The following is a 23,218-nucleotide window of genomic DNA, read 5'->3' as shown; positions in this document are numbered from 1 at the left end:
GCTGATTAATTCAGGTCGGTATTATTATTTGTTCCGTTCAGAAGCACATAGGTTCTCTTCTGCAACCATGCTTTTCATTAAGCGTATGAGCGATGAATGCGTATTTCGCATTATAAAAAATCTAAGTTTAAGGGATTGTTGTAATGAAATTGAATAAAGCGGTTAAATCAATCGGACTGTGTGCAATGATGGTTGCATTTGGCGCTACTGCAGCTGACCAGGGTCATGGCGAAATCAACTTCAAAGGTTCAATTGTTGATGCACCTTGTTCGATCACTGCAGAGTCTGCAAATCAGACTGTGGATTTAGGTGAAGTGACCAATGCTGCGCTGAAAAATGGCGGAAAATCAGCACCTAAAGCATTCAGCATCAAGCTTGAACAGTGCGATACAGCAACCTCTAACAGCGTAACGGCAACATTTACCGGTGCGGCTTCTGCAGGTAATAAAGATCTGTTAGGTATTACAGGTACGGCAAGTGGTGCATCAATTGCTATCACCAATGGTGCCGGTCAGATCATCAAACTGGGTGAGGCTTCACCTGCACATGATATTCAGGATGGGACTAACACCCTGGCATTTTCTGCATACCTGCAGGGCGACGGTGCTTCCGCAACTATTGTCCCAGGTGATTTCACCTCTGTAGCAAACTTTACTCTGGCTTATAAATAAGACAGAAAGCGAACGTTAATATTATACATTAGCCTTCGATTGCATGAGCAGCGTGATCTGCTCATGCCTTTTCAGGAAAGGCATCTTTTATGGAAATAATATTGAAAAAATTTTTATGGATGCTGCCTTTCATACTGACATTATGCGTGCCTGAATCTGGAATTTGCCACTCGCAGGAACATGGACAGGGTGTTGTCGGTATGCAAGGCAGCATTCTTGATGCTCCCTGTGCCATAGAAGTCAATGACAGAGAGCAGCTTATTGACATACCAGCGTTAACGACAGGTGAACTCACTCATGATGGCGCAGGCTTCACCAGAAATTTTTCTATTCATCTTATTCATTGCTCGCTTTTTGATTCCAATACCACTGGCGGAGATAAAACCCACTTCCAGGTGACTTTTGATGGAATCCCCGATGGAAAATTATTTGGTGTCAGTGGTGCCAGCGGTATAGGCATCGAAATTAAAGACATGGCTGGTAATTATGCTTTTCCAGGTAAACCGATGCCATTTGGTCAGCTCACGCAAGGCAGACAAACACTCGATTATCAAATGAGGATTGTTGGAGATGCGCACCATATGCATTCGGGGAAATTCCGTGCTGTTGTGCGTTTCAAAGTTGATTATTACTAATTTTTTCCCTGACATAAAATATTATGAGAAATCAGAATTATAAAAATCGCAATCTCACGTTATCCATTTGTCCTGTCGCCTTTGCCGTATTCATCGCATGTTTTATGTCTGAAAGTGTTATCGCGGCCAGCGATGAGGTGGAATTTAATATTGACGTGCTCGACGTTAAAGAACGTAATGAAGTCGATATTAATCGATTCTCACGCGCGGGTTATTTGATGCCGGGTGAATATCTATTCAATGTTGTTGTTAATAAATCTGAATTTCCAGAGGAAAAAGTTAGCTACTTATCCCCTCAAGATAAACCTGATGATTCTTTAGCGTGCCTTTCTCCTGATTTAGTCAGCCGCTTTGGTTTTAAAGAAAATGAAATAAGAAAAGCAGGCTGGTGGCAGGATGGCCAGTGTCTGGATGTAGATTCATTGCCGGGCATGACAGTCACGCCTGATTTGGGGTCGGGTATATTAAAAATTAATATACCGCAGTCTTTGCTGGAATATACCTCTGAAAACTGGGAGCCACCTTCTCGCTGGGATGACGGCATACCGGGATTTATTCTGGATTACTACTTGAATGCGAGACACACTCAGTCGAAATCTAGTTCGGATGCACAGTCATTAAGCGGTAATGGGGTGGCAGGATTTAACATAGGCCCCTGGCGCTTACGCGCAAACTGGCAGGGCGATTATGAACGTGAATCTGGTAAAGATGGTACTTTAAGGAAAAATTTCAAATGGGACCGGTTTTATATTTTTCGCGCCATCAAATCGCTCAAGTCTGAACTGACAGTAGGGGAATCTTATTTACCCTCAACGATATTTGACTCATTTCGTTTTACAGGTGCCAGTTTAACGTCGGATGATGCGCAACTTGCTCCAAACTTACGGGGCTATGCGCCAGAAGTTGTGGGCGTGGCCAAAAGCAACGCTAAAGTAACAGTAAGTCAGCAGGGCAGCGTTATTTATGAAACGACAGTAGCATCCGGGCCGTTCCGCATTCAGGATCTCAATAATGCGGTAATGGGCAAACTGGATGTCACTATTCAGGAACAGGATGGCACCAGACGTACATTTCAGGTCGATACTGCGACGATTCCCTACCTGACCAGGCCAGGGAGTGTGCGTTATAAACTGGCAATAGGTAAGCCATCGGATTACGAACACCACACACAAAATATTCATTTTGCTACGGGTGAACTGTCGTGGGGGATCTCAAATGGCTGGTCAGTCTATGGTGGTGGGCTTTTTGCCAATGATTACCTGACCGTTGCGGCAGGTATGGGACGAGACTTATTAGCATTAGGCGCCCTTTCTCTGGATGTCACCTCAGCGCGGGCTAAATTAAATGAGCATGTTACCCGAAAAGGAAACTCTTACCGTTTAAGTTATTCCAAACGGTTTGATGATTATGATAGTCAAATTACCTTTGCAGGCTATCGGTTTTCTGACCGCAACTATATGACGATGTCACAGTTTTTAAGCTCAAGAACGTCGGCTTACAGTAATCCGGGAAAGGGTAAAGAGTTATATACCATTACCATTGCAAAACAACTCAGAAAGCTTAATGCAGGAATATACCTGAGTTATAACCACCAAACTTATTGGGAGCGTGCTGCGAGTGATACATGGAATCTTTCACTTTCCAGCAATTTTGATATGGGTCGCTTTAAAAATGCCAGTCTGAGTCTCACCGGCTATCGAACACAATATGATCACACTAATGACGATGGTGTTTATTTAAGTCTGTCTCTGCCTTTTGGCGAAGGTACCTTGTCCTACAGTGGTCAAACTTCAGGCGGGACGCAAAGCCAAAACGTGGGTTGGCGTGACAACCTTGGCGATAACAGTGATTACAACGTCGATATTGGCACGTCTTCGGATGGTGAACATTCGATTAATGGCTATCTCGACTACACGGGCAGTATAGCTGAAATGACTGCCTCCGCCGGATTTGAAAATAATGGATATCGTACACTGGGTCTGTCTGTAGAAGGGGGAATGACAGCAACAGCACAAGGCGCAGCACTCCACCGCTCATCCGGTGTTGATGGCACCCGACTGATGGTAGATACGGCAGGGATCAGTGATGTTGCTGTCTCCGGGGGCGGAAACGATGTCAAAACCAATTACTTTGGTAAGGCCGTGGTAACAGACATAAATAGTTACTATCGCAGCAACGTTAATATCGATCTGGATGAATTACCAGATGATGTTGAAGCGACGCGTTCTGTTGTTGAAGATACCCTGACTAAGGGCGCTATCGGCTATCGCAAATTTGGTATTTTAGCCGGACAAAAAGGAATGGCTATCGTCAAACTCGAAGATGGTTCTGTTCCGCCTTTTGGTGCGATGGTAAAAAATGAAGATAAAATCCAGACGGGTATCATTGCTGAAAACGGAAGAGTCTGGCTATCTGGTATGAAACCAGGTGGAAAAATGGATGTAAGCTGGAACGGCAAAGAACGATGTATCTTTATTCTTCCTGAAAAACCAGACGAAAAGACTGCTAGCTTATTACTGCCTTGTATTAATGAGTAATGTTTATTATTGGCTTGCGTTAACGCAAAACCACTATTTTTAAACGCCTTTAAACATTACTTCGTGTTAATTGCTAAATTAGAGGTTTATATGCTTACGAACAACAGAAAGTTTCTATTGCGTTTTATAACGTCAATCATGGTGATGACTATTCCTGCAGCAAATGCTGCTGTAGGACTCGATCGCACGCGTCTGATTATTAACGGCGATAAAAAATCTGAGACATTAACGATTACTAATCACAATAAAGAAGCCCCTTATCTGGCACAGTCATGGGTTGAAGATGATTCTGGCAAAAAACTTGAAAACGAGTTTATTGCGCTCCCCCCTTTGCAACGTATTGAACCCAATTCAAAAGGTCAAATCAAAGTACAGACCATGGCGGGAAGTTCACATCCTCAAGACAGAGAGTCACTTTACTATTTTAATGTCCGGGAGATCCCTCCTAAAAGCAAAAAACCGAATACGCTGCAGATTGCATTGCAAACACGTATAAAAATGTTTTACCGACCAGAGGCACTTAAGTTAGCAAGTGGAGATGTACCTCAGACAGCATTAACATTGCGTCGTGAAGGCGACCGTTACCGTATTATCAATCCAACAGGATACTATATTACGATAGTCAACATGAGTGCTAATAACGCTGCCAGTAACAATGATTTTAAATCGGTAATGATTGCACCGAAAAGTAGCGAAATAGTTGAAATGAGTGCGGAAAAATTAGGAGCCCAGCCCGTATTGACTTACATAAACGACTGGGGGGGAAGACCAAAATTAATTTTTAGTTGCTCAGGTAATGCTTGTAAGGTCACCGAGCAGAAAGCAGGTTAAATATTTTGTTCAACGTTCTCCTGAGACATCTAAAAAGTAGACTAGTACCCGGGTGTTATGCTGGTTGTCTTATTCTTTCTTCATTTTTTGTAAGTGCTACATCGAAAGTAGATGATACCTGGCAGGTGGAGGGAGAGCATGGCCAAATTGTTGTGAACGGTTTACTAAGCGAAGGCGCGTGCCGTCTGGATCTTAATTCGGTTTTACAACAAATTGATTTAGGTGTATTAAATGTGGCTGAGCTTGAAGAGCCAGGAAGTGAGACGACACCAGTAAGGTTTAGTATCCGGCTGACTGATTGTTATCGTTCATTTAAAGATCAATCAGAGATGCCTGGGAAAAAAAATCTGTTTTCATATATAGAACCATTAGCCACAATTACATTTTCAGGATTAGCTGATGACGACTTCACTTCGTTGCTGAAAGTACAGGGGGCCAAAGGGATTGCTTTAAAAATAAGCGACAAAGATATGAATATGGTCTCATTAAATCAGCGGGGCGGTAAGTACTTTATCTCTCATAAAACAGAGCGGTTTGTTTTTTTTGTATCGGTCGTTAAAACGAAATCACAAGTTTTATTTGGTGATTTTTGGGCGGTAGCCAATTTCAAGGTCGATTATGAATAACATGTTTATTTATCGTCACTTAAAAATTATTGCAATTATCATTCTTTTTACTGCGGTTTTTTTATTATCTGTAAAGACTTCTGCAAGTGATGAATTTGTTGACATTGATAATATCAATGTTTCAGGAAAACTTGTTATATCGACCTGTGAAGTTATTGATGCTAGTGAAGATCATCTGGTTGATTTTTCAGAGGTGAACGTAAAAGACATTTATTCATACTCGCCTGATTTAGCAAAGGAATTTACTATCACTGCGAAAAATTGCCAGCCGGGGAATGAATTGACCATAGATTTCAGTGGAGTAGAAAGTGAAACACTTCCTGGTTTTCTTCATATATCCGGGCAGGCCGAAGGCATTGCAATAGGTTTAAAGTCCGGAGGTGTTAATGGTTCCCCCGTTTTAATTAACAGTCATTCGCCTGTTCGGGGCTCTGTCAATAATGATGATGTTTTTTTCGTATTGGGTGCTTATATACAAGGTGAACCTCAGGCGGTAAAAAATAAAACTGTAATGCTTGGTGATTTCACAGCAACAGCAAACTTCACTTTGAGGTATGAATGATGTTAAACACCTCTCTAAAGAAAATGAATTCGACTTTGATGATGGCTGCGTTATGTGTTTTTTTTTATGCTTTTGATGCTATTGCTGGTGAAACGTTTAAAACTAATATTTATTTTGATGGCAATATCGTTACCGATCCCGGCATGTGCTATTTTAACGTTGAAGGACTCAATCCCGGACCTGGTGATGCACTAAGCGGTCTTGTCGAAAATGATAACGTCTATAATTATAATTTTGGTGAAGTGGTATTTAGATCATACAATGGCCGCTATATATTAGACAGAAAATATCGTAAAAATTTCAACGTCGAATTTACCTGCACTGGCGAACTGGCACTGGAAAGTTACATGCTGGTTCAGGTGTATCCTGTCTACGGTACCGTCAAGGGACAAAAAAACAGTGTAATGAGTCTACTGTCTCTCCCTCTATTCAAGTATGTAAAATCTTTAGGTTTACAACTTTTGTTTAATGGAAATCCTGTGACCACTCAGCGGCCTCATTGGATGCGTGTAGGAAAAAATACAGGTATGGCGTTTCAGTTAATTCAGTTGGATCCGTATGGTGCTGACTTAGAGGATAATATGTCATTATTTGCCGTCGTCAATGTGATTGTCCAACCTAATTAATGTGTTCAATAATATGAAAAAAAACAGGATATTCTTTTCAATGGCCATACTCATAGTATGCATATCCTCTCATTTTGCGTTAGCCTTTTACGACGGTAGCAATGATGGTTGTCAGAGCGAGGTAGCTGATAATGGTGAAGTAACAGGATCTTGTGGTTTTTCCACATTTGTATTAATGCAGACCAGACTCGATACTTCTCCCTGGTGCATCATTAATAACAACGAATCTATGGATGTTGTATTTGATGCGGTAGATCCCAATAAAATCTCATCCGGGAAATATAAAAAATCTTTGCAGTATGAATTTATTTGCTCGGATGCTACGCCGGGCTATAACGTTTTTTTTAAATTAGAAGGTAATAAAGCTGCCGGATTCGATGATGAAAAAACGATTGAAACCAGCATTAATGGCTTAGGAATGCAAATTCTGATGGACGGTACACCAATGACGATTCATGAGAAAAAAATGGTTAATTTGTCTTCACCGCCTCAACTCGAAGTTATATTAGTTAAACAGTTAACCAAAACACTGGAAGGCGATGACTTTTCCGGTTCTGCCAGCATGACGGTGGTATATGATTAAGCATTACTATTTAAAATACCTTTCAGGAATAATTTTTCTTTTACTCATTGGACTTCCTGTTATTTCACTGGCGAATGTTAAAGGCATTCCTTTACCCAAAAGTTGTCCTAAGGGATCAAAACATATGACGGATGGTTTGCTGGGTTTTGGCGACTGCCATCCAACTCAGGAAGGGCTTGAATCCGGATTTTTGATAGGTGAAGGATGGTCTATGCCCACAGGAACTAACCATGTCACTGAATTAGACGGCTACAAAGTTTATCCACAGTATGGTGGAAACTATAATGCAGTGTTGTTTTTTTGTCAGAGCACAAAGGCAGTAAAATGTACAATTTCAACAGCTAATTTTCAATTGCATACCCGAACAACTAACACACTCAATACAACTAAAACGATATCCAAATCGAAGCCTAACTTTGGTGGGGCTGCCAGTGCTTTACAAAATCAGCCATCAGCATCATTTTGTGTTGCGTTGCAAAATATGGATGGCACGGATAATGCTTATTATGTCGATCCCAATGAATCTTATTCATGCAGTGACGGTGTACCACTACCGGTCGAAGCAGCGACCTGTTACATTAACCGGGGCAGAGATATTCATGTTCATTTCGGGAATGTTACAAGAACAGATCTAACTACCAGCCCAGAAGATCCTGCCGCAATTTATAAAGATGTCAACATTCCTGTTACCTGTACACGTGACGCTGGAATATCTTTAAAAATGCATGTTATGCTTAAAACAACAGTTGGGAAATATCGCACTATTAATACTACGTCTGAAGGGGTTGAAATTGTTCCTTATATTGATGGTCATTTTTCTCAGAGCGATGATGATGGCATAAGTACGGTTTATGAAAATGGTATTCATGAAAAAACCGTGAGGTTTTACCTTTTTCGCAACTCAGACGTCAAAGTAAAAAATATTCCATTAGGTGCTTTTAGCGCCAGCTCTGTCGTCGTTATGTCAGAAGATTGATTTTATGCTTTTTGCAAGTGAATTCACCCTTCAATAAATGCTATGAAAAATTTATCTAATAATGAAACGATGCCTAAAGTACAGGTTTATATTTTTGGTGTTATTATATTTTGGTTGTGTGGTGGATTCCTGTATGCTTTTCCTAATAGCGGTGGCTTGGGCCTTTCACTGCCACAAAATATATTGACATGGCTTGTTATCGCTCTCGTTTTATTACTTTGTACTTTTTCAATAAAGTTAACGGGGGCTAGGTTATCTCCCTTTACAGGCGGAGAGAGAGTAATTTTACTGGGCGTGGTATTGTGGAGTTTTCCCCTTTTTCTAACCCGGGATTTTGATTGGTATCAAAATGCCTTGCCGCGCGTTATCGCTCTGCTTGTATTGATTGTCTTCTATTTCACACTTGGCCACACGTTATCTCGCCGATTGAAATGCCGTTATTTATTTTTGCATGTAATTGTGAATGCTAGTCTACTCCAGGCTGGCTATGCCATCCTCCAGTTTGTGTTGTCACCGGGTGAAAGACCTTACGGAAGTTTTCAGCAAGTTAATGTGCTTTCTACTTTTCTGGCAACTGGCCTGGTATGCTTGTTGTTCATTTTTAACAGGAGTAAAGCAGAACAGAAAACAGTATTACGTTATTATTATGGTTTTAGTATCGTTTTACTGGCTGCCATCATTGTCCTGCTTCAATCCCGAGCCGCATTTATTGGTGCAGTTGGTGGTACAAGTATTGTTCTGTGGAAGGGTTTCACAGAAAAACGCACCAGATCTTATAGTGCTCTTATGTTGCTGTTGGCAGGCACTGGATGTGGGCTTTTCATTTTGTATGTTTTACCCCTGTTTTTACCTGACCCGGTTCTGCCCGTTATACTCAAAACTTCCTCCAACAGTGCCCGCTTTTATATGATGCGATTGACAACAGAACTGATTATGCAGTCCCCCATCACTGGGCAGGGTTATGGCAGTTTTGAGGCGGTTTTTGGTCAATTAGCTTCAACAGTTTGGCCCGGCCTGGAAGCCGCTACGGTAACGCACCCTCACAACGAATTACTTTTTGCCTGGGTAGAAGGTGGCGTGATTGCTCTGTGTGGGTTAGTACTAATCGTTACTGGTATCATCATGCAACTATGGGAACGAGGGGCATTAAAGTGGTATGGCGTGGCACTCTTATTGCCTGTTGCTGTACATATGAACCTTGAATATCCCCTTTATCAGTCGGCAGTATATGCTTTGGTGGTAGTGCTATTACTGCTTGCTGCTGGTGTGATAGCATCGCCCGTTAAAGCAGAAATGACAAAAACAGGCGTGCAGATAAAATCGGGCTTTACGATAGCACGAATTTTATTGGGAGCATTTTCCCTTTTTATGGTTTATTTTTCTTTCACGGGATTAATAACGCAGCAAAAATTGACGCAGATAGAGAAAAATGGCCTGCAGGCATTCCTCCTGGAGCCCGATAAAACATTGTCCATCTTTCCAAATCGCTATAGCCAACAAGCTCGTATTGATTTTGATTATCATGTTTCTCTGCTTTTAAGGTTTAATAAAGAACAGAATCTTACTTTATTGTATGCTTTTCAAAAATGGGCAGACAATTTTTTAAAAACTCATAATGATCCAAATGTTTATGATAGTTTGATTAAAATAGCAATTTTCCAGAAGTCTTCGCGGTACCGTTATCTCTGTGATGAGGCGCATGGACGCTGGCCTAAAGATAAACGATTTATTTGTGATTCTTTTGTCAGGAAGTAAAACGAATTTTTTTCATAATTAATTGATAAGAAACTTTAGGTTTGAAATGCTTAGTGATGTTGAGGGAATTAGATTCCAACCTCTTGTTGCTCTCAAAACCGGAGAGATTATTGGCTGTGAAGTGTTATCGAGCGTCAAAAATAATAACCCTGGAAAATGGTTTTCTGAATTATCTTCTGAAAAGATTTTTTCATTGTTTCTATGGCAGATGGAATATTTAGCAAAATTTTCTGGTGAATACTGGCTTAATTTACCCGTAAAAATATTTTGTAATGCCAGCAAGATTAAGCAACTCTTAAATATAAATCATGATAGTCGTATTATTTTAGAGGTCCAGGATCCCGAAAAATTACCCCATCTTTCCTGGGCTGAGCTTAACGCCTTCGAAAAGGGAATTGCTGCTCTCAGACTGGCGGGCTGGAGTATCTGGCTTGATGATATCACTTCTACGCTTATCCCTTTAATCAGCAAGATGCCTTTGCAAGTAAATGGTATAAAAATTGATCGAAATGAAATCAAAGATCCCGGTAAAATTGTTGCTCTCATTTCAAAAGCTTCTGTAATTTACCCCCATATTTTGGTCGAAGGCATTGAAACGCAAAAAGATAAACAATGTATTCTGCTAACGCACGCGCAGTATGGGCAAGGTTTTTTGTGGCCCGAAAGAAAAGTCCTGCTCACTGTATCCAAAAGTATATATTGATTCAAAATCAGAAAAGTGCTGGCGATTTCAGGCGTTTTTTTCATACAGCTTTGTACGATATTTAGCACATATTGGACAGAGCCAGAACAACTTCGAATAGGCTTAATAATCACAAAGCTTTTACGAATACTGATCGTCGCCAGCAGCTCAACCTTATTTCTCACCTTGATCCCCTTGCGAACCTGAACGTTATTCTCTTTTGCCGGTTACCTGAAGACATTACGTAACAAACGCTTAGCAAGGGATGGATAGTCATCACCCTGCAAGTCTTAATAAAAAAAGCTTTATTAAACTGCTACAAAAACTTACGATTGATAAGAATTTTTTTAGGATAAAACCCATATGAAAAAAGCAATCGCAGTCGTTTTGTTAGCATTCGTCCTCACTGGATGTGGAGAGCCTAAGATCGATGGTTCTTCCGAAGAGGCTTTTCAGACATCGCTTCAAAAAGTTCGGGAGTCACTTGCAGAGGATAAGCGCGCCGCGTTTAACGATGCTATTCAGGTTGTCGCCTTCAGCCAGGTCAGCATGAAAGAGCTGATGCAGGCGGGCAGCGGTGATGAAGGTGGACGCGCGCTGATTGATAAAAAGATCAAAGGCGCACTGGCCGGTAAGACCGGCGAAGAAGTTATTGAGTACGCAGATAAGATTAAAAAAGAGCGCGCAGCCAACTAATCTCAGCATGTTTGTTTCTCAGCCCGGCTTATTTACGGTCTGATTAACCTGTTACTACACTATGAGGCATGCTTTGTATGCCTCTTTTTTTACGCCATCTTTACAGGTATTTTAAGGCCGACGGTCTACAGGCGTTTTGTTGGCATTGAACTGCCAACCGCGTCGGGCAAAAAGCGGTAAGTATTCGGGTAAGGGCAATCCGCACCAATACGATGACGGGCTGCACTAACTGGAAGCCTTGTGGCACACAAGCGTTGCATGATCCCACCACGAATTCTGATTAACTGAAAAATAACGGATGTTAAAACCGGCTGCTGTGATTTCTGCGGTCAGGTCGTCTAGCGGTTTCAGTGTGCGCCAGGGAATGCCGTCTTTCAGTAACAGGTGCTGTCCAGGGTCATAACGCAGAGATTCGCTTATTTGTTTAGGCGAACCACACATGCTGCTGATAATTAACGCGCCGTCACAGGCCAGTACACGGCGCACGGCTTTAAGGCAATGTGTACGTTGTGTTCCCACCAGACAATGAAAGCAGCTGCCGTCAACGATGACATCGAACTGAGCATCGTTATAGAGAGAAAGGTCGCATACGTTGCCTTGGTTAAAATGACCGACCAGACCTGCTTCCCTGAAGCGTTCCCGGGCCCAGCAAATCGCCACGTCTGAGATATCGACCCCGTAAACGACGAATGATTGTCGGGCAAAATAATGTGATGCCATGGCACCATTGCCACATCCGAGCTCAAGAACAGTCCCTTTGTCAGGAAGCCATGCTGCTTCTTCAAGCTCATAAAGCACCTCGCTGAGCCGCTGACGGGCTCGCGTAAAGCCGCTTCCTGTCCAGGCTTCATAGCCCTCATTTTTGAGGCGCCGATAGATATCGTCATAACTTTCCACGACCGCCCATCTCCTCCTGCCGTCACTGAATCCTCTTCTGACGCATTTTCTACAGGCTATGCGTGACCCGTATCTGACTTTTCGGTCGTTGTGTCGTTTCTCACATGATGAAATGCCGCCATGGCCAGGTGCGGATTAAACGGGTTTCATTTCTCAGCAGGAATAATCGAAATCTGCCCGTTACTTTCCAGAATGGCATAGCGAATTTCATCGAGTTCGCACAGCCCATGATTTTGTCGCGCGACCAGCAAAATATCATCCTCGCTGACGTTCACTTTTTTCATCTTATCGGCAAAAGGCTGGCCGTTTTCAACCAGGATGGCCGGGCTGCCATCAATCAGTTGTTCAAACCCTTTGTGTTTCCTCTTGATGTAACCAAACAGCATATCCATCACTATCAGTGTGATAATGGTGATCATTGCGCCGGTGACGGAGAAATCGCTTCCCAGCAACGCCTGTTGGGTTGCCTCACTGATGATGAGGAGCAGGATCAGATCAAAACTGGTCATCTGAAGCAGGGCTCTTCGCCCGGCAATTTTGAACACAAGGAGGAGGATCAGGTATATCGCAGCGGCTCTGAGGACCATTTCCATAAAGGTTACCTACGGATAAATAAACTGGCTGAAATGGATTTCGGGTTCATTGTTGACCTGCAGGGTATTACTAAAAGCGCCAGGCTTCCTTGGGGTAAGGGCCAGCCAGACTGAGAAGGTCGGCTGTTTGTCGGCGTGGTTATAGACCAGGTAGACATAACCCTTTTCGCTGTACATCCGGTCAGGCTGAGGTTTAATGCTGCCAATCTGAAATTCGTCCAGAAACGTTTTTCCAAAGCTGAGAATATAGTCCGGTGCGTTGAGCTCTTTGATGGAGACTTTGATTTCGTTTTCGCTGGTCAGGCGGCCAAACCGATCGTAATCGAGACGTAAGGTGTGCGTTTTATTCTGCAGGTGCTGCTCGCTAAACAGGCCGTTAGAAAATAATCCCAGCACTGCCGCCACAACAACACTTGTCAGTAAAATAAACCCTGCACGACTAAACTGATATTCAAAATTAAGGTTTTTTATATTTTCCTTAATACGGGGTTTTCTGAGCATCATGCATCAATACCTCAGCGTTTAATGGCCGCCCGGCCTCGCGAAGGCTGCCAAAAATCAGTCGGTTATATGACAAGAAGCGTAGCACTGGCCCTGGTGCTGTCAAACCCATCCCTTGGGCGAATAAAGGTCAAAATCCGCTGTATCCAGGCTGTGGACGGCGGCATTTAAAAGGGGATAACGAAGCCATCCCGCTTTTATTTCGCTGACCCCTGCGCATCAATTTAACATTTTGACCACTTCCGGTGACGGGCTCATTTTTCTGCTTTACCTGCCAGGAAGGACTTGCGTATTGTGAAGGCCTGTCTCTCTGTCGCCCCTTTCACTATGACTGACCCGATTGTGACGATGTATCGCTCTCCCTTTGTTCTGTTAGCCATGATTGTTGGCCTGGCGCTCAGTTTTACCGCTCAGGCACAAATGGGCGATCGACGAACGGTAACACAACCGGTTTATCCGCCGGTCTGCCAGCGTATCCCGGCCATGGATCACTACACTGTCAGTCAGACTATTCAACAGGCGCTGGATAGCTGCCCGCCCGGCGAAATGGTGCTGTTAGTACCCTCAACCCGTGCGAAGGTATTTTATAGCGGGCCACTGTCTTTGCCTTCGGGTGTCAGTCTGGGCATTGATAAGGGGGCGGTATTGCGCGCGCTTCCGGATCCACGATTGTATGATAACGGGCGCGGAAGCTGTGGCACGCTGGATTCGCAGGGCAACGGTTGCAGGGCGTTTATTACTCTCAGTCATGTCCGCGGTAGCGGAATATACGGGCAGGGCATGATCGACGGGCAGGGCGGAGCCTCTGTCACCGGTAAGACGCAAACCTGGTGGCAACTGGCGGCCAGCGCCAAGAGTGATGACGCAAAGCAAAATGCGCCGCGGCTGATCCAGGTTGATCACGCCCGGGATATCACGCTGTATCAGATCACCCTGAAGAATGCGCCAAACTTTCACGTGGCTGTCAGTGACAGTGAAGGCATTACGCTATGGGGCATCACCATCGACACGCCCGCGACGGCACGAAACACCGACGGTGTGGATCCCATGGGGTCCAGCGATGTTACGTTAATCAACAGTCGGATCAGTACCGGTGATGACAATGTGGCGATTAAAGCCGGAAACGCACCGGCCTCGCATATTTCCATCGTGAATAACCAGTTTGGCTCTGGTCATGGTATGTCGATTGGCAGTGAAATAAACCGAGGCGTCAGCGATGTGCTGGTGAACGGGCTGACGTTAACCGGCACGACCAATGGCCTGCGCATCAAAAGCGACCGTTCGCGCGGTGGGCAGGTGCGGGCGGTTCGCTACCAAAACATTTGTATGCAGGATGTGGACAATCCCGTGGTCATTGATACGCATTATGATCCGCACGCCAGCGGCACGATGATCCCCGATTACCGGGATATCACCTTCGACAACGTCAGGACAGGCAACGGAAAAATTACGCTGGACGGGTACAGCGAGGCGTTTCCGCTTGAGATGACGATAAAGAATGTCTCTATCGCTGAGCAGGCCACGGTAGTACAACGCTTTGCCATTATTCATGGTCAATTTACGCGGGCGCCTCAGACTGCGGTTAAACAGGTCGAGGGTTGCGCTATTCCCTGAGCGCTTTTTTCTCTGCCGCAGTGCCAGCATCGCTGCTATACGGCTCACCGTACAACTGGTTTGCCGTATCATTCGGCCAGGACTCAATGGCACCGCAGGAATAGGTGTAACTGCCTAACGCCAGTGTATAGCGCAGCACGTTCTTATCGTTTTTTGCTGCGCCCCAGATCACCTCCAGCACAGCGTTATGCGTTTCGATAAAGTGCTTCGACAACTGATCGAACTTCACGGGCACGAAGCGGGAATAGCTATTGTCTGCAGTAAACGGGCTGCTGGACATGAACAGAGCGGTTTGGCCACTTTCCCGGTTTTTCAGGCCCATAAGCATGATGTTATCGGTCGTTTTCAGCAGTTGCAGTGTGATGTCCTGTCCACAGCGCTGGTGCACGCTGGCCTGCAAATTTCCCAGCAGCGGTGCGCGTAACGGCTGAGCGAGCACATTGCCAGCCAGCCATCCTGTCGCTGTTAACATCAGTAATGCTTTAGAAATCGGTTTCATACTCTTAATAAATGAGTCGGTGGACAAAGCGTAAAGCATGAAGCGTTGCGCAGCGTGGTACCTTGATCTGCCACAGAGTAGGGTGCAACTGGGTGAAAAGTGAGGCAATTACTGTTTTAGCGAGGGGTTTTATCGCGGCGTTCGGATCTGACGAGATAAAATATGCTCTCCTGACGATGTGCCCTGATGCTGTTGCTATGAACAGCATGAAGCGGGGCAGCAGAGGCCAACACAACAGACGCGAACACAGCCTGATAAGGTGCGGCATTGTTGTCGAAACAGTCTCTCTATGGCGGTAAGTAGCAGAACAGAGGGAGACAGGCCACGCCAGCCGAAAAGGCCATCCGGCTTCGCGCCGAATGACACAGTAATAGCTTCTACCCTCTCGTGAAACACAGTCAGGCAGACGGAGGTCTACGTCGCTGAATTAGCGCTTGTTTCCTTAACGAACTCAGCGAATGATAGAGCCAATCGCATCGTATCTGAGTGAACATTATGTTGATCAGCACGGAAACCGAACGGACGCATATCGCGGACAGCCGTCTTGCCTGCACGCTTGCCGCTGTCGCCGGCGCGTTAAACACGGCTGCCTTTGAGATAGTCGGTTTCTTCTCGGCCAATATGACAGGCAACGTATCCTCACTGTCGGATTATCTGGCCAAAGCCAATGTGCATCAGGGCATCTTTTTCCTGCTGATTGTCTGCATGTTTATTTTTGGCGCGATGGTATCGACGCTGATTATTAATGCCGGACGCCGACGGCAGATTCGCACAATCTACGCTGTGAATATTCTGCTGGAAGGTGCGGCGCTGGTGGCGCTGGGCATAACCGAAGCCCATTACACGCTGGCGTCGTCCGGCGCGCTGTTGATTCTGAGCCTGAGTTTTTTGATGGGCCTGCAAAATGCGGTGGTGACCCGCATCTCCAATGCGCGCGTCAGAACGACACATGTCTCCGGGACCTCCACCGACATTGGAATTGAGCTGGCGATGCTGTTTGATGTGCTTCGACGTAAGGCGTCGCCAAAAGACGCGCCGCTGTATGTTGAGCGCCTGCGGCTGCATACCTACACGATCCTCTCTTTCCTGGCGGGCGGGATCGCCGGCATCGGGCTCTGGCATTTACTCAATTACTACTTCCTGGTGCTGATTGGGCTGGGGCTGGTCATCCTGGCGCTGAGCGCTATGCGCAAACGCCCCGCACTACCTGTAAGCCCTTAAGGTTTTTCCCTGCCGGAGGGGGCGGGAGCCAGCACCCTCAACGCATCATTAAGCAGGCGGAAATGGGCTGGCGTTTGCCCGATGATCTCACCATCTGCATTAATAAAGTGTGGCCGACGCGTTTGCAGTGTCAGGGCGGTCGTGCTGAACGTGCGGACATTGCGCCAGCGGCCATGAGTGCCGCGTCGCAGCGAAGGAAACAGCAACAGCAGTTGCCAGCTGCGTTTGATTTCGAGGCTGTAGACGTCCAGCAAGCCATCGTCAGGCGCGGCGCTTTGCTGTACGGTCATTCCGCCACCATAAAAGCGCCCATTGCCAACCGACACCTGCACGGTTTTAATGGCGGTTGCCTTGCCGCCATGAATCAGCGTGGCGCGGAAAGGCCGACTTTGCCGCAGAATGCGCAACGCGGCAAAGGCATAACCCAGCACGCCCCAGCGCTTTTTCGCCTGTGCCGTAAGATTACGAGCCAGCTCAGCCGAGAAACCAATACTGGAGACGTTGAGAAACAGGTGACCATTGACCTCACCGAGATCCACAGAGCGCGTATGGCCCTGGCAAATGACACTGACCGCCTGTTCCAGTTGTGTTGGAATCCCCAGTGTTCGCGCAAAATCATTGGCGGTGCCCAGCGGAAGAATCCCCAGCGGCAGCCCGGTGCGCATCAGTCCCGGCGCTGCCGCATTGAGCGTGCCGTCGCCGCCGCCCACAATCACCCAATCGATTTGGCCGGCGTAAGCAGAAATAAGATCGGGGTAATTACGTTGATCGCCCGGGGCGGGCAGGATTAGATCAATGCCCGCCTGCTGCAGCAGTTCTGTGGCGCGGGCGGCATCAATGCGGCCCTTGCGTGAACGTTGATTGATCAATAACAGCGCAGTCTTTACCCTGTGCGGCATGCTTAATCCGTTTAAGAGATGACGTGTTAACGAGACGATTAGCAGAAAGTACACATGCGGGATTCTCTGTTACAACCTTGCTTGCGCTACTTTACGTAACGGCAGAAAAGCACGCGAGTGACTACACTGCCAGTAAACCCAATGACAGACGAGGATGCCGATGACAGAACATCAATTCAGAACGCTGCTGGCTGAGAAAGGCTTTGCAGAACCGGTCATTGTTGAACGTGAAGCCCACAGTGAACTGGACCAGCACGATCATCCTTTTGAGGCGATGGCGCTGATTCTTGAAGGGGATATCACCCTGTTTACCGAAGACGGTGTCCGTACCTACCAGGTAGGAGACATTTTTCATTTGCAGGCCGGGCAACCGCACCGCGAGACGTTTGGCGCGCAGGGCGTACGTTATCTGGCAGGAAGAAAGTTGTCGTGATCGTTAAGACAGAGAAGAACAATGTTTGAGGACCTGTTTGCGCGTCTGTCGCGCTCGCCTTTTCGCCAGCGTTTTCGTCTGGGTCGTAAAGAATACGATTACTGTCTTGCGAAAGGGCAGGCCGGGGTGCAACAGCACGCCGCCGGGTTTATCCACCAGCGTCTGTCCGCCGCCCATCCGGTGAATGACGGCAAGCAAACGCCGATGCGCGGTCATCCGGTCTTTATTGCTCAGCATGCGACGGCGACCTGCTGTCGCGGATGCCTGGCAAAGTGGCACGGTATTGCGCAACATCAGACGCTGACTGATAACCAGCAGGCTTATGTGGTAGCCGTGATCATGGACTGGATTCACCAGGCTATGCAGCAACCCCCTCCTCCACGTCGCGTTCGCAAGCCTGCGGCACCGGACCCGTCGCCTCAGCAACTCGATTTGTTATAGGCAACGATTATACCTCTGGTGTCCTTTTAACCAGTCAGGTTCGCTATATTTCATTTCAGGTCTATTCTTAAATCGTTCTTTGGTCTCCTGTGCCAGGATAATTACGCAAGACGACAAATTTCACACAAGAGGGAATTACGATGAAGAAAGCAATTATTGCACTGTCTGCTGTTTTACTGGCCTCGCCAGTTTTCGCTGCTACCACAACGGATGAAACTGTCGCTGAAGCGCATAAAGGCGCAGATACCGCTAAAGAAAAACTGCATCAGACGCAGCATAAAGGCCAGGAGCTGAAGCTGAAGTCTGAGCATGCAGCGGAAGGTAAGAGCAACGCCACCTCAAGCAAAATCTCTGAAGGTGCGCAGAAAGGCTGGCACAAAACCAAAGAAGGCACCGAGAAAGGCTGGGATAAAACCAAGCAGGGCGCCGAAGACCTGAAAAACAAAGCGACCAATTAAGCCGCTTTTGTGTAGAAAAAACCCACCGCTGGTGGGTTTTTTTATTCCCTATTTCTGTTCGGGGCCGGCCGGAACGGTCTTAGCCTGTAAGGCTTCGGCCTTTGCCGCCTCTGCTTCTGCGGCATCCTGCTGCGCCGTATCAGACTGTTTTTTCCCCTCTTCGATAAACTCTTCATCGATTTCTTCGATGTTTTCGCGGTTATCGCGTCCGGACAGTAAATTCCAGCAGGCAATGAACAGGGCAGCAATCACCGGGCCGATGACGAAACCGTTGATGCCGTAGATTTCCATTCCGCCCAGGGTGGCGATCAGGATCAGGTAATCAGGCATTTTGGTGTCTTTGCCGACCAGCAGTGGGCGCAGGATGTTATCCACCAGCCCGACGATGACCACAAAGAAGCCCACAAGAAACAGCCCCTTCCACAACGCCCCGGTTGCGAAGAAGAAAATCGCAGCGGGCACCCAGATAATAGCGGAGCCGACGGCAGGAATAAGCGACAGGAAACCCATCAAGGCTCCCCAGAGCAGGCTGCCATCAATATCGGTAATCCAGAAGGCGAGCCCACCTAAAATCCCCTGTACCACACCGACCACGACCGTGCCTTTTACCGTCGCGCGCGACACGGCGGCAAACTTCTTAAACAGATGGTGTTTTACATAGGTAGACAGCGGCAGCGCTTCCAGAATCAGATGGACCAGGTACGATCCATCTTTCAACAGGAAGAACAGCAGATAGAGCATGATGCCGAAGCCGACGGTGAAGCTGAATGTCCCCTTACCGATGATAAAGGCGCTACCGGCCAGGTACTGGCCGCCTTTGAGGGCAAAGGCCGACAGCTTTTGCTGAATCTGCGTAGCATTGTCCAGGTTGTTTTCTGCAAGGTAATGTTTGGCCCAGCCTGGCAGATGTTGCAGCAGATCGGCGAAAACGACCGGGAACTGGGCCGAGTTGGTTTGCAGCTTGTGGTAGACCGTATTCACTTCGACCACCAGCGATGACGCAATAATCGCTAAAGGCGTAAAGACGATCAGACAGATGCACAACAGCGTCAGCAGGGCGGCAAGCCCGTTACGATCGCCCAGCTTGCCTCGCAAATACGTTTTCAGCGGATGGAAGATCACGGCCAGCACGGCAGCCCAGAGAATCGGCGAGAAGTAGGGCGCTAATACCTCGAAAAAAGCCACCGTCGCGATGGCCAGTATCAGCAGGAAAAACCCGATAGTAAGTCCTTTAAAGCGCATAGGATAACCTCATGTAAACATCCCTTGATAAGCACGTATGCCGATGCGGGCATTGGCCACCCGAAAGTGTATGAATGTGGCATCGGGAATCAACGATCAATTCTGTTTTTATTTTCTCCTCACGCTGCTTTCGCCAGCGCATTCTTCAGTCGCAGACAACCGACGAGAGACAGGCCATGTCGCGCCCCCGGCCGCGGCCGCGAACGATGCCTACCTTAGCGTAGCGGGTTCGGGCGGTTTTGCTGGCGCAGCGCGACAGATTTCTGAGATAAGCCTGCCACTGACGGCTGACGCGCGGCCCAGGCTTGCGAAATAAAACTGTCATACAGCAATGCTAGCGTGACAACCGGCAAGGTCAGAGAAAAAAGGAATAATAATGAAAATGCACATTACCCTGATTGCGGCGGCGCTGTTCGTGACGCAACAGGCGCAGGCAATCCCGTTGTCTGAAGCCAGTGCGCTGGCGAACAAAACGTCTCAGGGCTCATCCAGTCCGGTATTCAATGCGCTTGAACTGCAGGCGCTGGCGGCAGAGCGCACGGCCATCCAGAACGGTGCACCTACGCTCAGCCGTGACCAGCTAAAACAGGCGAAACAAAGTGACAAACTCGCCGACTATCGCTGGCTGAAAGCCAGTGGCTACAATTTCCAGACCCAACCCCTGCAACAGGCGGGCATTGCGCTGTTATCGGGATTCAGTACGCTGCCGGATAACGTGATGAACGCTAACCGGGCCACAGTGACATCAATTAATCTTAATGCCACGCAGGGCGAACGCCGTCAGGCGCTGGCGGACGCCGAAGGGATTAGCTATCTGTATTTCCTTGCCGATGCCCTGGGACCGCGCTTAGGTAAAGCTTTTCTTGCGGCCTATGAAAAAGGGGAGCTGAGTAAAGCTGCCGCGCTGATAAAAGCCAGTGAAGTCAGCACCAGCGCGGCAAAAAAACACTTCGACTATCCACGTCCTTTCCTGCACAAAGGCAATACGATTCATCTGGTGCCGGATGACACGGTGATCAAAGATAACCAGCCTTATACGGCCGATGGGGGGTCTTTTCCCAGCGGACATACCAATACCGGCTACACCGATGCGTTATTGCTGGCTGAGATGATCCCGGAACGTTTTGATGCGTTGCTGCAACGGGGCGCGCGTTACGGGTATTCGCGTCTGGTTCTGGGCGTACATTATCCGCTGGACGTGATGGGATCGCGCATGGTGGCCCAATATAACGTCGCACATTATCTGAATGATGCTGCTTACCGGACATTATTCGCAGAGGCTCGCCAGCAACTACGCAGTGCGCTGGAAAAAGAGTGTGGTACCACATTAGCGGTGTGCGCAAAACCCGCAGGACAGGATGATCCCTATGGCACTGGCAGCATGAAGCCGTTTTACCGTTTCACCATGAGCTATAACCTGCCGAAGGTGGCAGGCAATAAGGCCAGGTTAACGGTTCCCGACGGCGCAGAGGTGTTGCTGGAAACTGCCTTGCCTCAACTGTCGGCGAAGCAGCGCCGTGCGCTGATGGTGAAAAGCGCGTTACCCGCCGGTTACCCACTGGGTGGGCCGGGCGCGGATCAGGCATTCTGGCAGCGGCTGGATTTAGATGCGGCCTACGCCCAGGCGAAGCACCGTTAACCTGTAACGGGCGGGAAACCCCGCCCGTGTTTGCTACAGCGTCGCCTGGGTTGGCGTCATGCCCGGCACCAGAATTACTTTTCGGCACGCTTCTTCCCGTTTTTCAAAGATGGCATAGCCCCGTGCCGCATCCTCCAGTGGCATATGGTGCGTCACAATCTCTTCCGGGGTTAAATGCCCTTTTTCGATGAGGCTGAGCAGGTCGGGCAGATAAGCATGAACATGCGTCTGGCCCATTTTGAAGGTCAGGCCCTTGTCAAACGCATCGCCGAACAGGAAGCCGTGAATAAAGCCGGCGTACACACCGGGCACGCTGACAATCCCGCCCCGGCGAACGGCCGCAATACACTGACGTAACGCTTTCCCGCTGCTGCCTTCCAGTTTCAGGTTAGTTAATACCGTTTCTGTCAGGCTGCCCTTGGCTTCAAAACCAACGGCGTCAATGACCGCATCCACGCCGCGATGGCCCGCACTGTGCTCAATGATCCAGGCGGCGGGATCGTCAGTTTTATCGAAATTAATCGGGATCACACCATAACGTTCCCGGGCAAAGTCCAGCCGGTAGTCATTATGATCGATCATATAGATCTGTTCTGCGCCCTCCAGGCGGGCGCAGGCGGCGCTGAGTAAGCCGACGGGGCCTGCACCAAAGATCGCGACGCTTGAACCCGGCTTGATTTCAGCGTTTTTGACCGCCTGCCAGGCGGTCGGCAGGATATCAGACAGAAACAGCACTTTCTCGTCCGGGAGCGTTGCAGGCACTTTAAACGGACCGGTATTCGCTTTGGGTACACGGACATATTCCGCCTGACCGCCGGGGATACCGCCGTACAGTTTGCTGTAGCCAAACAGGGCCGCGGGTGGCGTAATTTTTTTGCGGTTTAAGATCGCGCCTCTTCCGCTGTTGGTGTTTTCGCACGCGGCGTACTGATGCAGATGACAAAAAAAGCAGTCGCCGCAGGCAATCACAAACGGAATCACTACCCGATCACCTTTTGCCACGGCGGTCACTGCGCGACCTGCTTCCACCACTTCGCCCATGAACTCGTGGCCAAAAATGTCGCCATGATCCGTACCCGGGATTTTTCCCCGGTACAGGTGCAGATCTGAGCCACAAATAGCCGTGGCGGTAACGCGAAGAATAATATCATCGGCCGCTTCCAGACCGGGATCGGCAACATTATCAACGCTGACTTTATGCGGACCATGCCAGGTTAAGGCTTTCATGTAGTTGACTCCTGTAAACCGGTGAAGGACAGCAACGGCGCGGTCGGCGATACCAGCCCGACAACAGTCGTCGCCAAAATTTGTAAGGGTGCTTGAAGTGTAGTGAGGGAAAAACGGGTAAGCAGAGCGGTGGGGTGAAACCATGAATCAACCACGGCCTGTAAAGCCTTTTCTGTAGGGGATGATGCGCATAACCCGCCCGGAATCTGCACGGTATGACGCATTACTTGAACTCAGGTCGTCAGATAGTGTAAAAAAACGCACGCGCAATCGATTACGCAGCGGCAGCCTGAGGCATTCCTGTCGCCCGCGTTTACCTGTTCCCTCTGAGAACGGCCACACTTTTACCCGCAACTGGCCGCCTTTGCGGCTGA

Annotated in this window: 25 protein-coding genes; 18 read left to right on the top strand and 7 right to left on the bottom strand. The window is 47.7% G+C overall.

The annotated features are described in order from the left end of the window. Window positions 1-143 precede the first annotated feature (143 nt). From RAC90_RS07100 to RAC90_RS07045, 12 genes are all read left to right on the top strand, one after another. Window positions 144-671: a fimbrial protein gene (locus RAC90_RS07100; RefSeq protein WP_033738765.1), complete on the top strand. Its 528-nt coding sequence runs from the start codon at window positions 144-146 to the stop codon at window positions 669-671. An 89-nt stretch (window positions 672-760) separates the two neighbouring features. Continuing rightward, window positions 761-1,306, top strand: coding sequence for a fimbrial protein (locus tag RAC90_RS07095; RefSeq protein ID WP_375124157.1), 546 nt, complete (start codon window positions 761-763; stop codon window positions 1,304-1,306). Between the two features lie 23 nt (window positions 1,307-1,329). Continuing rightward, entirely contained in the window at window positions 1,330-3,843 is a 2,514-nt protein-coding gene (locus tag RAC90_RS07090) for an outer membrane usher protein (protein ID WP_375124156.1), read from the top strand. Window positions 3,844-3,933: 90 nt separating this feature from the next. After that, window positions 3,934-4,674, top strand: a complete 741-nt coding sequence (locus tag RAC90_RS07085) for a fimbria/pilus periplasmic chaperone (RefSeq protein ID WP_375124167.1) — start codon at window positions 3,934-3,936, stop codon at window positions 4,672-4,674. Window positions 4,675-4,679: 5 nt separating this feature from the next. After that, window positions 4,680-5,300, top strand: coding sequence for a fimbrial protein (locus RAC90_RS07080; RefSeq protein ID WP_226374641.1), 621 nt, complete (start codon window positions 4,680-4,682; stop codon window positions 5,298-5,300). Beyond that, the gene (locus RAC90_RS07075) at window positions 5,293-5,862 is read left to right on the top strand and encodes a fimbrial protein (protein WP_375124155.1); all 570 of its coding nucleotides are present in this window, start codon (window positions 5,293-5,295) and stop codon (window positions 5,860-5,862) included. The genes RAC90_RS07080 and RAC90_RS07075 overlap by 8 nt, the downstream gene beginning before the upstream one ends. Next, window positions 5,859-6,488: a hypothetical protein gene (locus tag RAC90_RS07070; RefSeq protein WP_226376971.1), complete on the top strand. Its 630-nt coding sequence runs from the start codon at window positions 5,859-5,861 to the stop codon at window positions 6,486-6,488. The genes RAC90_RS07075 and RAC90_RS07070 overlap by 4 nt, the downstream gene beginning before the upstream one ends. A gap of 40 nt (window positions 6,489-6,528) precedes the next feature. After that, the gene (locus RAC90_RS07065) at window positions 6,529-7,071 is read left to right on the top strand and encodes a hypothetical protein (RefSeq protein ID WP_375124154.1); all 543 of its coding nucleotides are present in this window, start codon (window positions 6,529-6,531) and stop codon (window positions 7,069-7,071) included. Then, window positions 7,064-8,047: a hypothetical protein gene (locus RAC90_RS07060; protein WP_375124153.1), complete on the top strand. Its 984-nt coding sequence runs from the start codon at window positions 7,064-7,066 to the stop codon at window positions 8,045-8,047. Before RAC90_RS07065 ends, RAC90_RS07060 begins: the two co-directional genes overlap by 8 nt. A gap of 42 nt (window positions 8,048-8,089) precedes the next feature. Next, window positions 8,090-9,802, top strand: a complete 1,713-nt coding sequence (locus RAC90_RS07055; protein ID WP_375124151.1) for a Wzy polymerase domain-containing protein — start codon at window positions 8,090-8,092, stop codon at window positions 9,800-9,802. Window positions 9,803-9,848: 46 nt separating this feature from the next. Next, on the top strand, window positions 9,849-10,505 hold the full coding sequence (locus RAC90_RS07050) for an EAL domain-containing protein (RefSeq protein WP_375124150.1): 657 nt from the start codon (window positions 9,849-9,851) through the stop codon (window positions 10,503-10,505). Window positions 10,506-10,847: 342 nt separating this feature from the next. Next, window positions 10,848-11,180, top strand: a complete 333-nt coding sequence (locus RAC90_RS07045) for a DUF6694 family lipoprotein (protein ID WP_033737428.1) — start codon at window positions 10,848-10,850, stop codon at window positions 11,178-11,180. 225 nt (window positions 11,181-11,405) lie between these two features. Here RAC90_RS07045 and RAC90_RS07040 read toward each other — a convergent pair whose 3' ends face one another. The 3 genes from RAC90_RS07040 to RAC90_RS07030 all read right to left on the bottom strand — a co-directional run bounded on the left by RAC90_RS07040 (window position 11,406) and on the right by RAC90_RS07030 (window position 13,174). After that, entirely contained in the window at window positions 11,406-12,077 is a 672-nt protein-coding gene (locus tag RAC90_RS07040) for a class I SAM-dependent methyltransferase (RefSeq protein WP_054634341.1), read from the bottom strand. Between the two features lie 146 nt (window positions 12,078-12,223). Then, complete coding sequence (locus RAC90_RS07035; protein WP_375124149.1) at window positions 12,224-12,670, bottom strand: DUF421 domain-containing protein; 447 nt, start codon at window positions 12,668-12,670, stop codon at window positions 12,224-12,226. Window positions 12,671-12,679: 9 nt separating this feature from the next. Beyond that, window positions 12,680-13,174: a hypothetical protein gene (locus RAC90_RS07030; RefSeq protein ID WP_052133234.1), complete on the bottom strand. Its 495-nt coding sequence runs from the start codon at window positions 13,172-13,174 to the stop codon at window positions 12,680-12,682. Window positions 13,175-13,465: 291 nt separating this feature from the next. Here RAC90_RS07030 and RAC90_RS07025 point away from each other — a divergent pair, with 291 nt between their 5' ends. After that, window positions 13,466-14,785 carry a glycoside hydrolase family 28 protein gene (locus RAC90_RS07025; protein WP_375124166.1) on the top strand — a complete coding sequence of 440 codons (1,320 nt, stop codon included), beginning with the start codon at window positions 13,466-13,468 and terminating at the stop codon, window positions 14,783-14,785. Here the strand turns inward: RAC90_RS07025 and RAC90_RS07020 are convergent. Further along, the gene (locus RAC90_RS07020; protein WP_375124148.1) at window positions 14,775-15,257 is read right to left on the bottom strand and encodes a hypothetical protein; all 483 of its coding nucleotides are present in this window, start codon (window positions 15,255-15,257) and stop codon (window positions 14,775-14,777) included. The genes RAC90_RS07025 and RAC90_RS07020 overlap by 11 nt on opposite strands. Window positions 15,258-15,779: 522 nt before the next feature. Between RAC90_RS07020 and RAC90_RS07015 the strand changes: the two genes are divergently transcribed. After that, window positions 15,780-16,505 (top strand): YoaK family protein, encoded by a 726-nt coding sequence (locus RAC90_RS07015; protein WP_054634338.1) that lies wholly within the window; start codon window positions 15,780-15,782, stop codon window positions 16,503-16,505. Here the strand turns inward: RAC90_RS07015 and RAC90_RS07010 are convergent. Further along, window positions 16,502-17,404 (bottom strand): lipid kinase, encoded by a 903-nt coding sequence (locus tag RAC90_RS07010; protein ID WP_054634337.1) that lies wholly within the window; start codon window positions 17,402-17,404, stop codon window positions 16,502-16,504. The genes RAC90_RS07015 and RAC90_RS07010 overlap by 4 nt on opposite strands. A 160-nt stretch (window positions 17,405-17,564) precedes the next feature. On the opposite strand from RAC90_RS07010, the gene RAC90_RS07005 reads away from it, so the two are divergent. The 3 genes from RAC90_RS07005 (at window position 17,565) to RAC90_RS06995 (ending at window position 18,736) form a co-directional block, all read left to right on the top strand. Continuing rightward, the gene (locus RAC90_RS07005; protein ID WP_033737438.1) at window positions 17,565-17,837 is read left to right on the top strand and encodes a cupin domain-containing protein; all 273 of its coding nucleotides are present in this window, start codon (window positions 17,565-17,567) and stop codon (window positions 17,835-17,837) included. A 21-nt stretch (window positions 17,838-17,858) separates the two neighbouring features. Beyond that, a complete protein-coding gene (locus RAC90_RS07000; RefSeq protein ID WP_039342914.1) occupies window positions 17,859-18,278 on the top strand; it encodes a DUF4186 domain-containing protein in 420 nt (139 codons plus the stop codon). Window positions 18,279-18,418: 140 nt separating this feature from the next. Continuing rightward, on the top strand, window positions 18,419-18,736 hold the full coding sequence (locus tag RAC90_RS06995; protein ID WP_033737439.1) for a hypothetical protein: 318 nt from the start codon (window positions 18,419-18,421) through the stop codon (window positions 18,734-18,736). A 48-nt stretch (window positions 18,737-18,784) separates the two neighbouring features. Here RAC90_RS06995 and RAC90_RS06990 read toward each other — a convergent pair whose 3' ends face one another. Next, entirely contained in the window at window positions 18,785-19,978 is a 1,194-nt protein-coding gene (locus RAC90_RS06990) for an AI-2E family transporter (protein WP_054634336.1), read from the bottom strand. Window positions 19,979-20,354: 376 nt separating this feature from the next. On the opposite strand from RAC90_RS06990, the gene RAC90_RS06985 reads away from it, so the two are divergent. Next, the gene (locus RAC90_RS06985; RefSeq protein WP_283787554.1) at window positions 20,355-21,617 is read left to right on the top strand and encodes a phosphatase PAP2 family protein; all 1,263 of its coding nucleotides are present in this window, start codon (window positions 20,355-20,357) and stop codon (window positions 21,615-21,617) included. Between the two features lie 33 nt (window positions 21,618-21,650). On the opposite strand, the gene RAC90_RS06980 is transcribed toward RAC90_RS06985, so the two are convergent. Beyond that, window positions 21,651-22,844 carry a zinc-dependent alcohol dehydrogenase gene (locus tag RAC90_RS06980; protein WP_054634334.1) on the bottom strand — a complete coding sequence of 398 codons (1,194 nt, stop codon included), beginning with the start codon at window positions 22,842-22,844 and terminating at the stop codon, window positions 21,651-21,653. Window positions 22,845-23,218 lie beyond the last annotated feature (374 nt).

It is taken from the genome of Pantoea sp. CS_6 (assembly GCF_041954745.1).
GTDB lineage: Bacteria > Pseudomonadota > Gammaproteobacteria > Enterobacterales > Enterobacteriaceae > Pantoea > Pantoea stewartii.
This window is presented reverse-complemented; position numbering and strand designations above follow the sequence as displayed.

What these genes read in the sequence shown, in the direction of transcription:
- RAC90_RS06995 (WP_033737439.1), top strand. Translation starts at nt 18,419, where the DNA reads ATGAAGAAAGCAATTATTGCACTGTCTGCTGTTTTACTGGCCTCGCCA.
- RAC90_RS06980 (WP_054634334.1), bottom strand. Translation starts at nt 22,844, where the DNA reads ATGAAAGCCTTAACCTGGCATGGTCCGCATAAAGTCAGCGTTGATAAT.
- RAC90_RS07045 (WP_033737428.1), top strand. Translation starts at nt 10,848, where the DNA reads ATGAAAAAAGCAATCGCAGTCGTTTTGTTAGCATTCGTCCTCACTGGA.
- RAC90_RS07065 (WP_375124154.1), top strand. Translation starts at nt 6,529, where the DNA reads ATGGCCATACTCATAGTATGCATATCCTCTCATTTTGCGTTAGCCTTT.
- RAC90_RS07100 (WP_033738765.1), top strand. Translation starts at nt 144, where the DNA reads ATGAAATTGAATAAAGCGGTTAAATCAATCGGACTGTGTGCAATGATG.
- RAC90_RS07050 (WP_375124150.1), top strand. Translation starts at nt 9,849, where the DNA reads ATGCTTAGTGATGTTGAGGGAATTAGATTCCAACCTCTTGTTGCTCTC.
- RAC90_RS07075 (WP_375124155.1), top strand. Translation starts at nt 5,293, where the DNA reads ATGAATAACATGTTTATTTATCGTCACTTAAAAATTATTGCAATTATC.
- RAC90_RS07095 (WP_375124157.1), top strand. Translation starts at nt 761, where the DNA reads ATGGAAATAATATTGAAAAAATTTTTATGGATGCTGCCTTTCATACTG.
- RAC90_RS07070 (WP_226376971.1), top strand. Translation starts at nt 5,859, where the DNA reads ATGATGTTAAACACCTCTCTAAAGAAAATGAATTCGACTTTGATGATG.
- RAC90_RS07085 (WP_375124167.1), top strand. Translation starts at nt 3,934, where the DNA reads ATGCTTACGAACAACAGAAAGTTTCTATTGCGTTTTATAACGTCAATC.
- RAC90_RS07030 (WP_052133234.1), bottom strand. Translation starts at nt 13,174, where the DNA reads ATGATGCTCAGAAAACCCCGTATTAAGGAAAATATAAAAAACCTTAAT.
- RAC90_RS06990 (WP_054634336.1), bottom strand. Translation starts at nt 19,978, where the DNA reads ATGCGCTTTAAAGGACTTACTATCGGGTTTTTCCTGCTGATACTGGCC.
- RAC90_RS07005 (WP_033737438.1), top strand. Translation starts at nt 17,565, where the DNA reads ATGACAGAACATCAATTCAGAACGCTGCTGGCTGAGAAAGGCTTTGCA.
- RAC90_RS07055 (WP_375124151.1), top strand. Translation starts at nt 8,090, where the DNA reads ATGAAAAATTTATCTAATAATGAAACGATGCCTAAAGTACAGGTTTAT.
- RAC90_RS07020 (WP_375124148.1), bottom strand. Translation starts at nt 15,257, where the DNA reads ATGTTAACAGCGACAGGATGGCTGGCTGGCAATGTGCTCGCTCAGCCG.
- RAC90_RS07015 (WP_054634338.1), top strand. Translation starts at nt 15,780, where the DNA reads ATGTTGATCAGCACGGAAACCGAACGGACGCATATCGCGGACAGCCGT.
- RAC90_RS07035 (WP_375124149.1), bottom strand. Translation starts at nt 12,670, where the DNA reads ATGGAAATGGTCCTCAGAGCCGCTGCGATATACCTGATCCTCCTCCTT.
- RAC90_RS07060 (WP_375124153.1), top strand. Translation starts at nt 7,064, where the DNA reads ATGATTAAGCATTACTATTTAAAATACCTTTCAGGAATAATTTTTCTT.
- RAC90_RS07000 (WP_039342914.1), top strand. Translation starts at nt 17,859, where the DNA reads ATGTTTGAGGACCTGTTTGCGCGTCTGTCGCGCTCGCCTTTTCGCCAG.
- RAC90_RS07090 (WP_375124156.1), top strand. Translation starts at nt 1,330, where the DNA reads ATGAGAAATCAGAATTATAAAAATCGCAATCTCACGTTATCCATTTGT.
- RAC90_RS07010 (WP_054634337.1), bottom strand. Translation starts at nt 17,404, where the DNA reads ATGCCGCACAGGGTAAAGACTGCGCTGTTATTGATCAATCAACGTTCA.
- RAC90_RS06985 (WP_283787554.1), top strand. Translation starts at nt 20,355, where the DNA reads ATGAAAATGCACATTACCCTGATTGCGGCGGCGCTGTTCGTGACGCAA.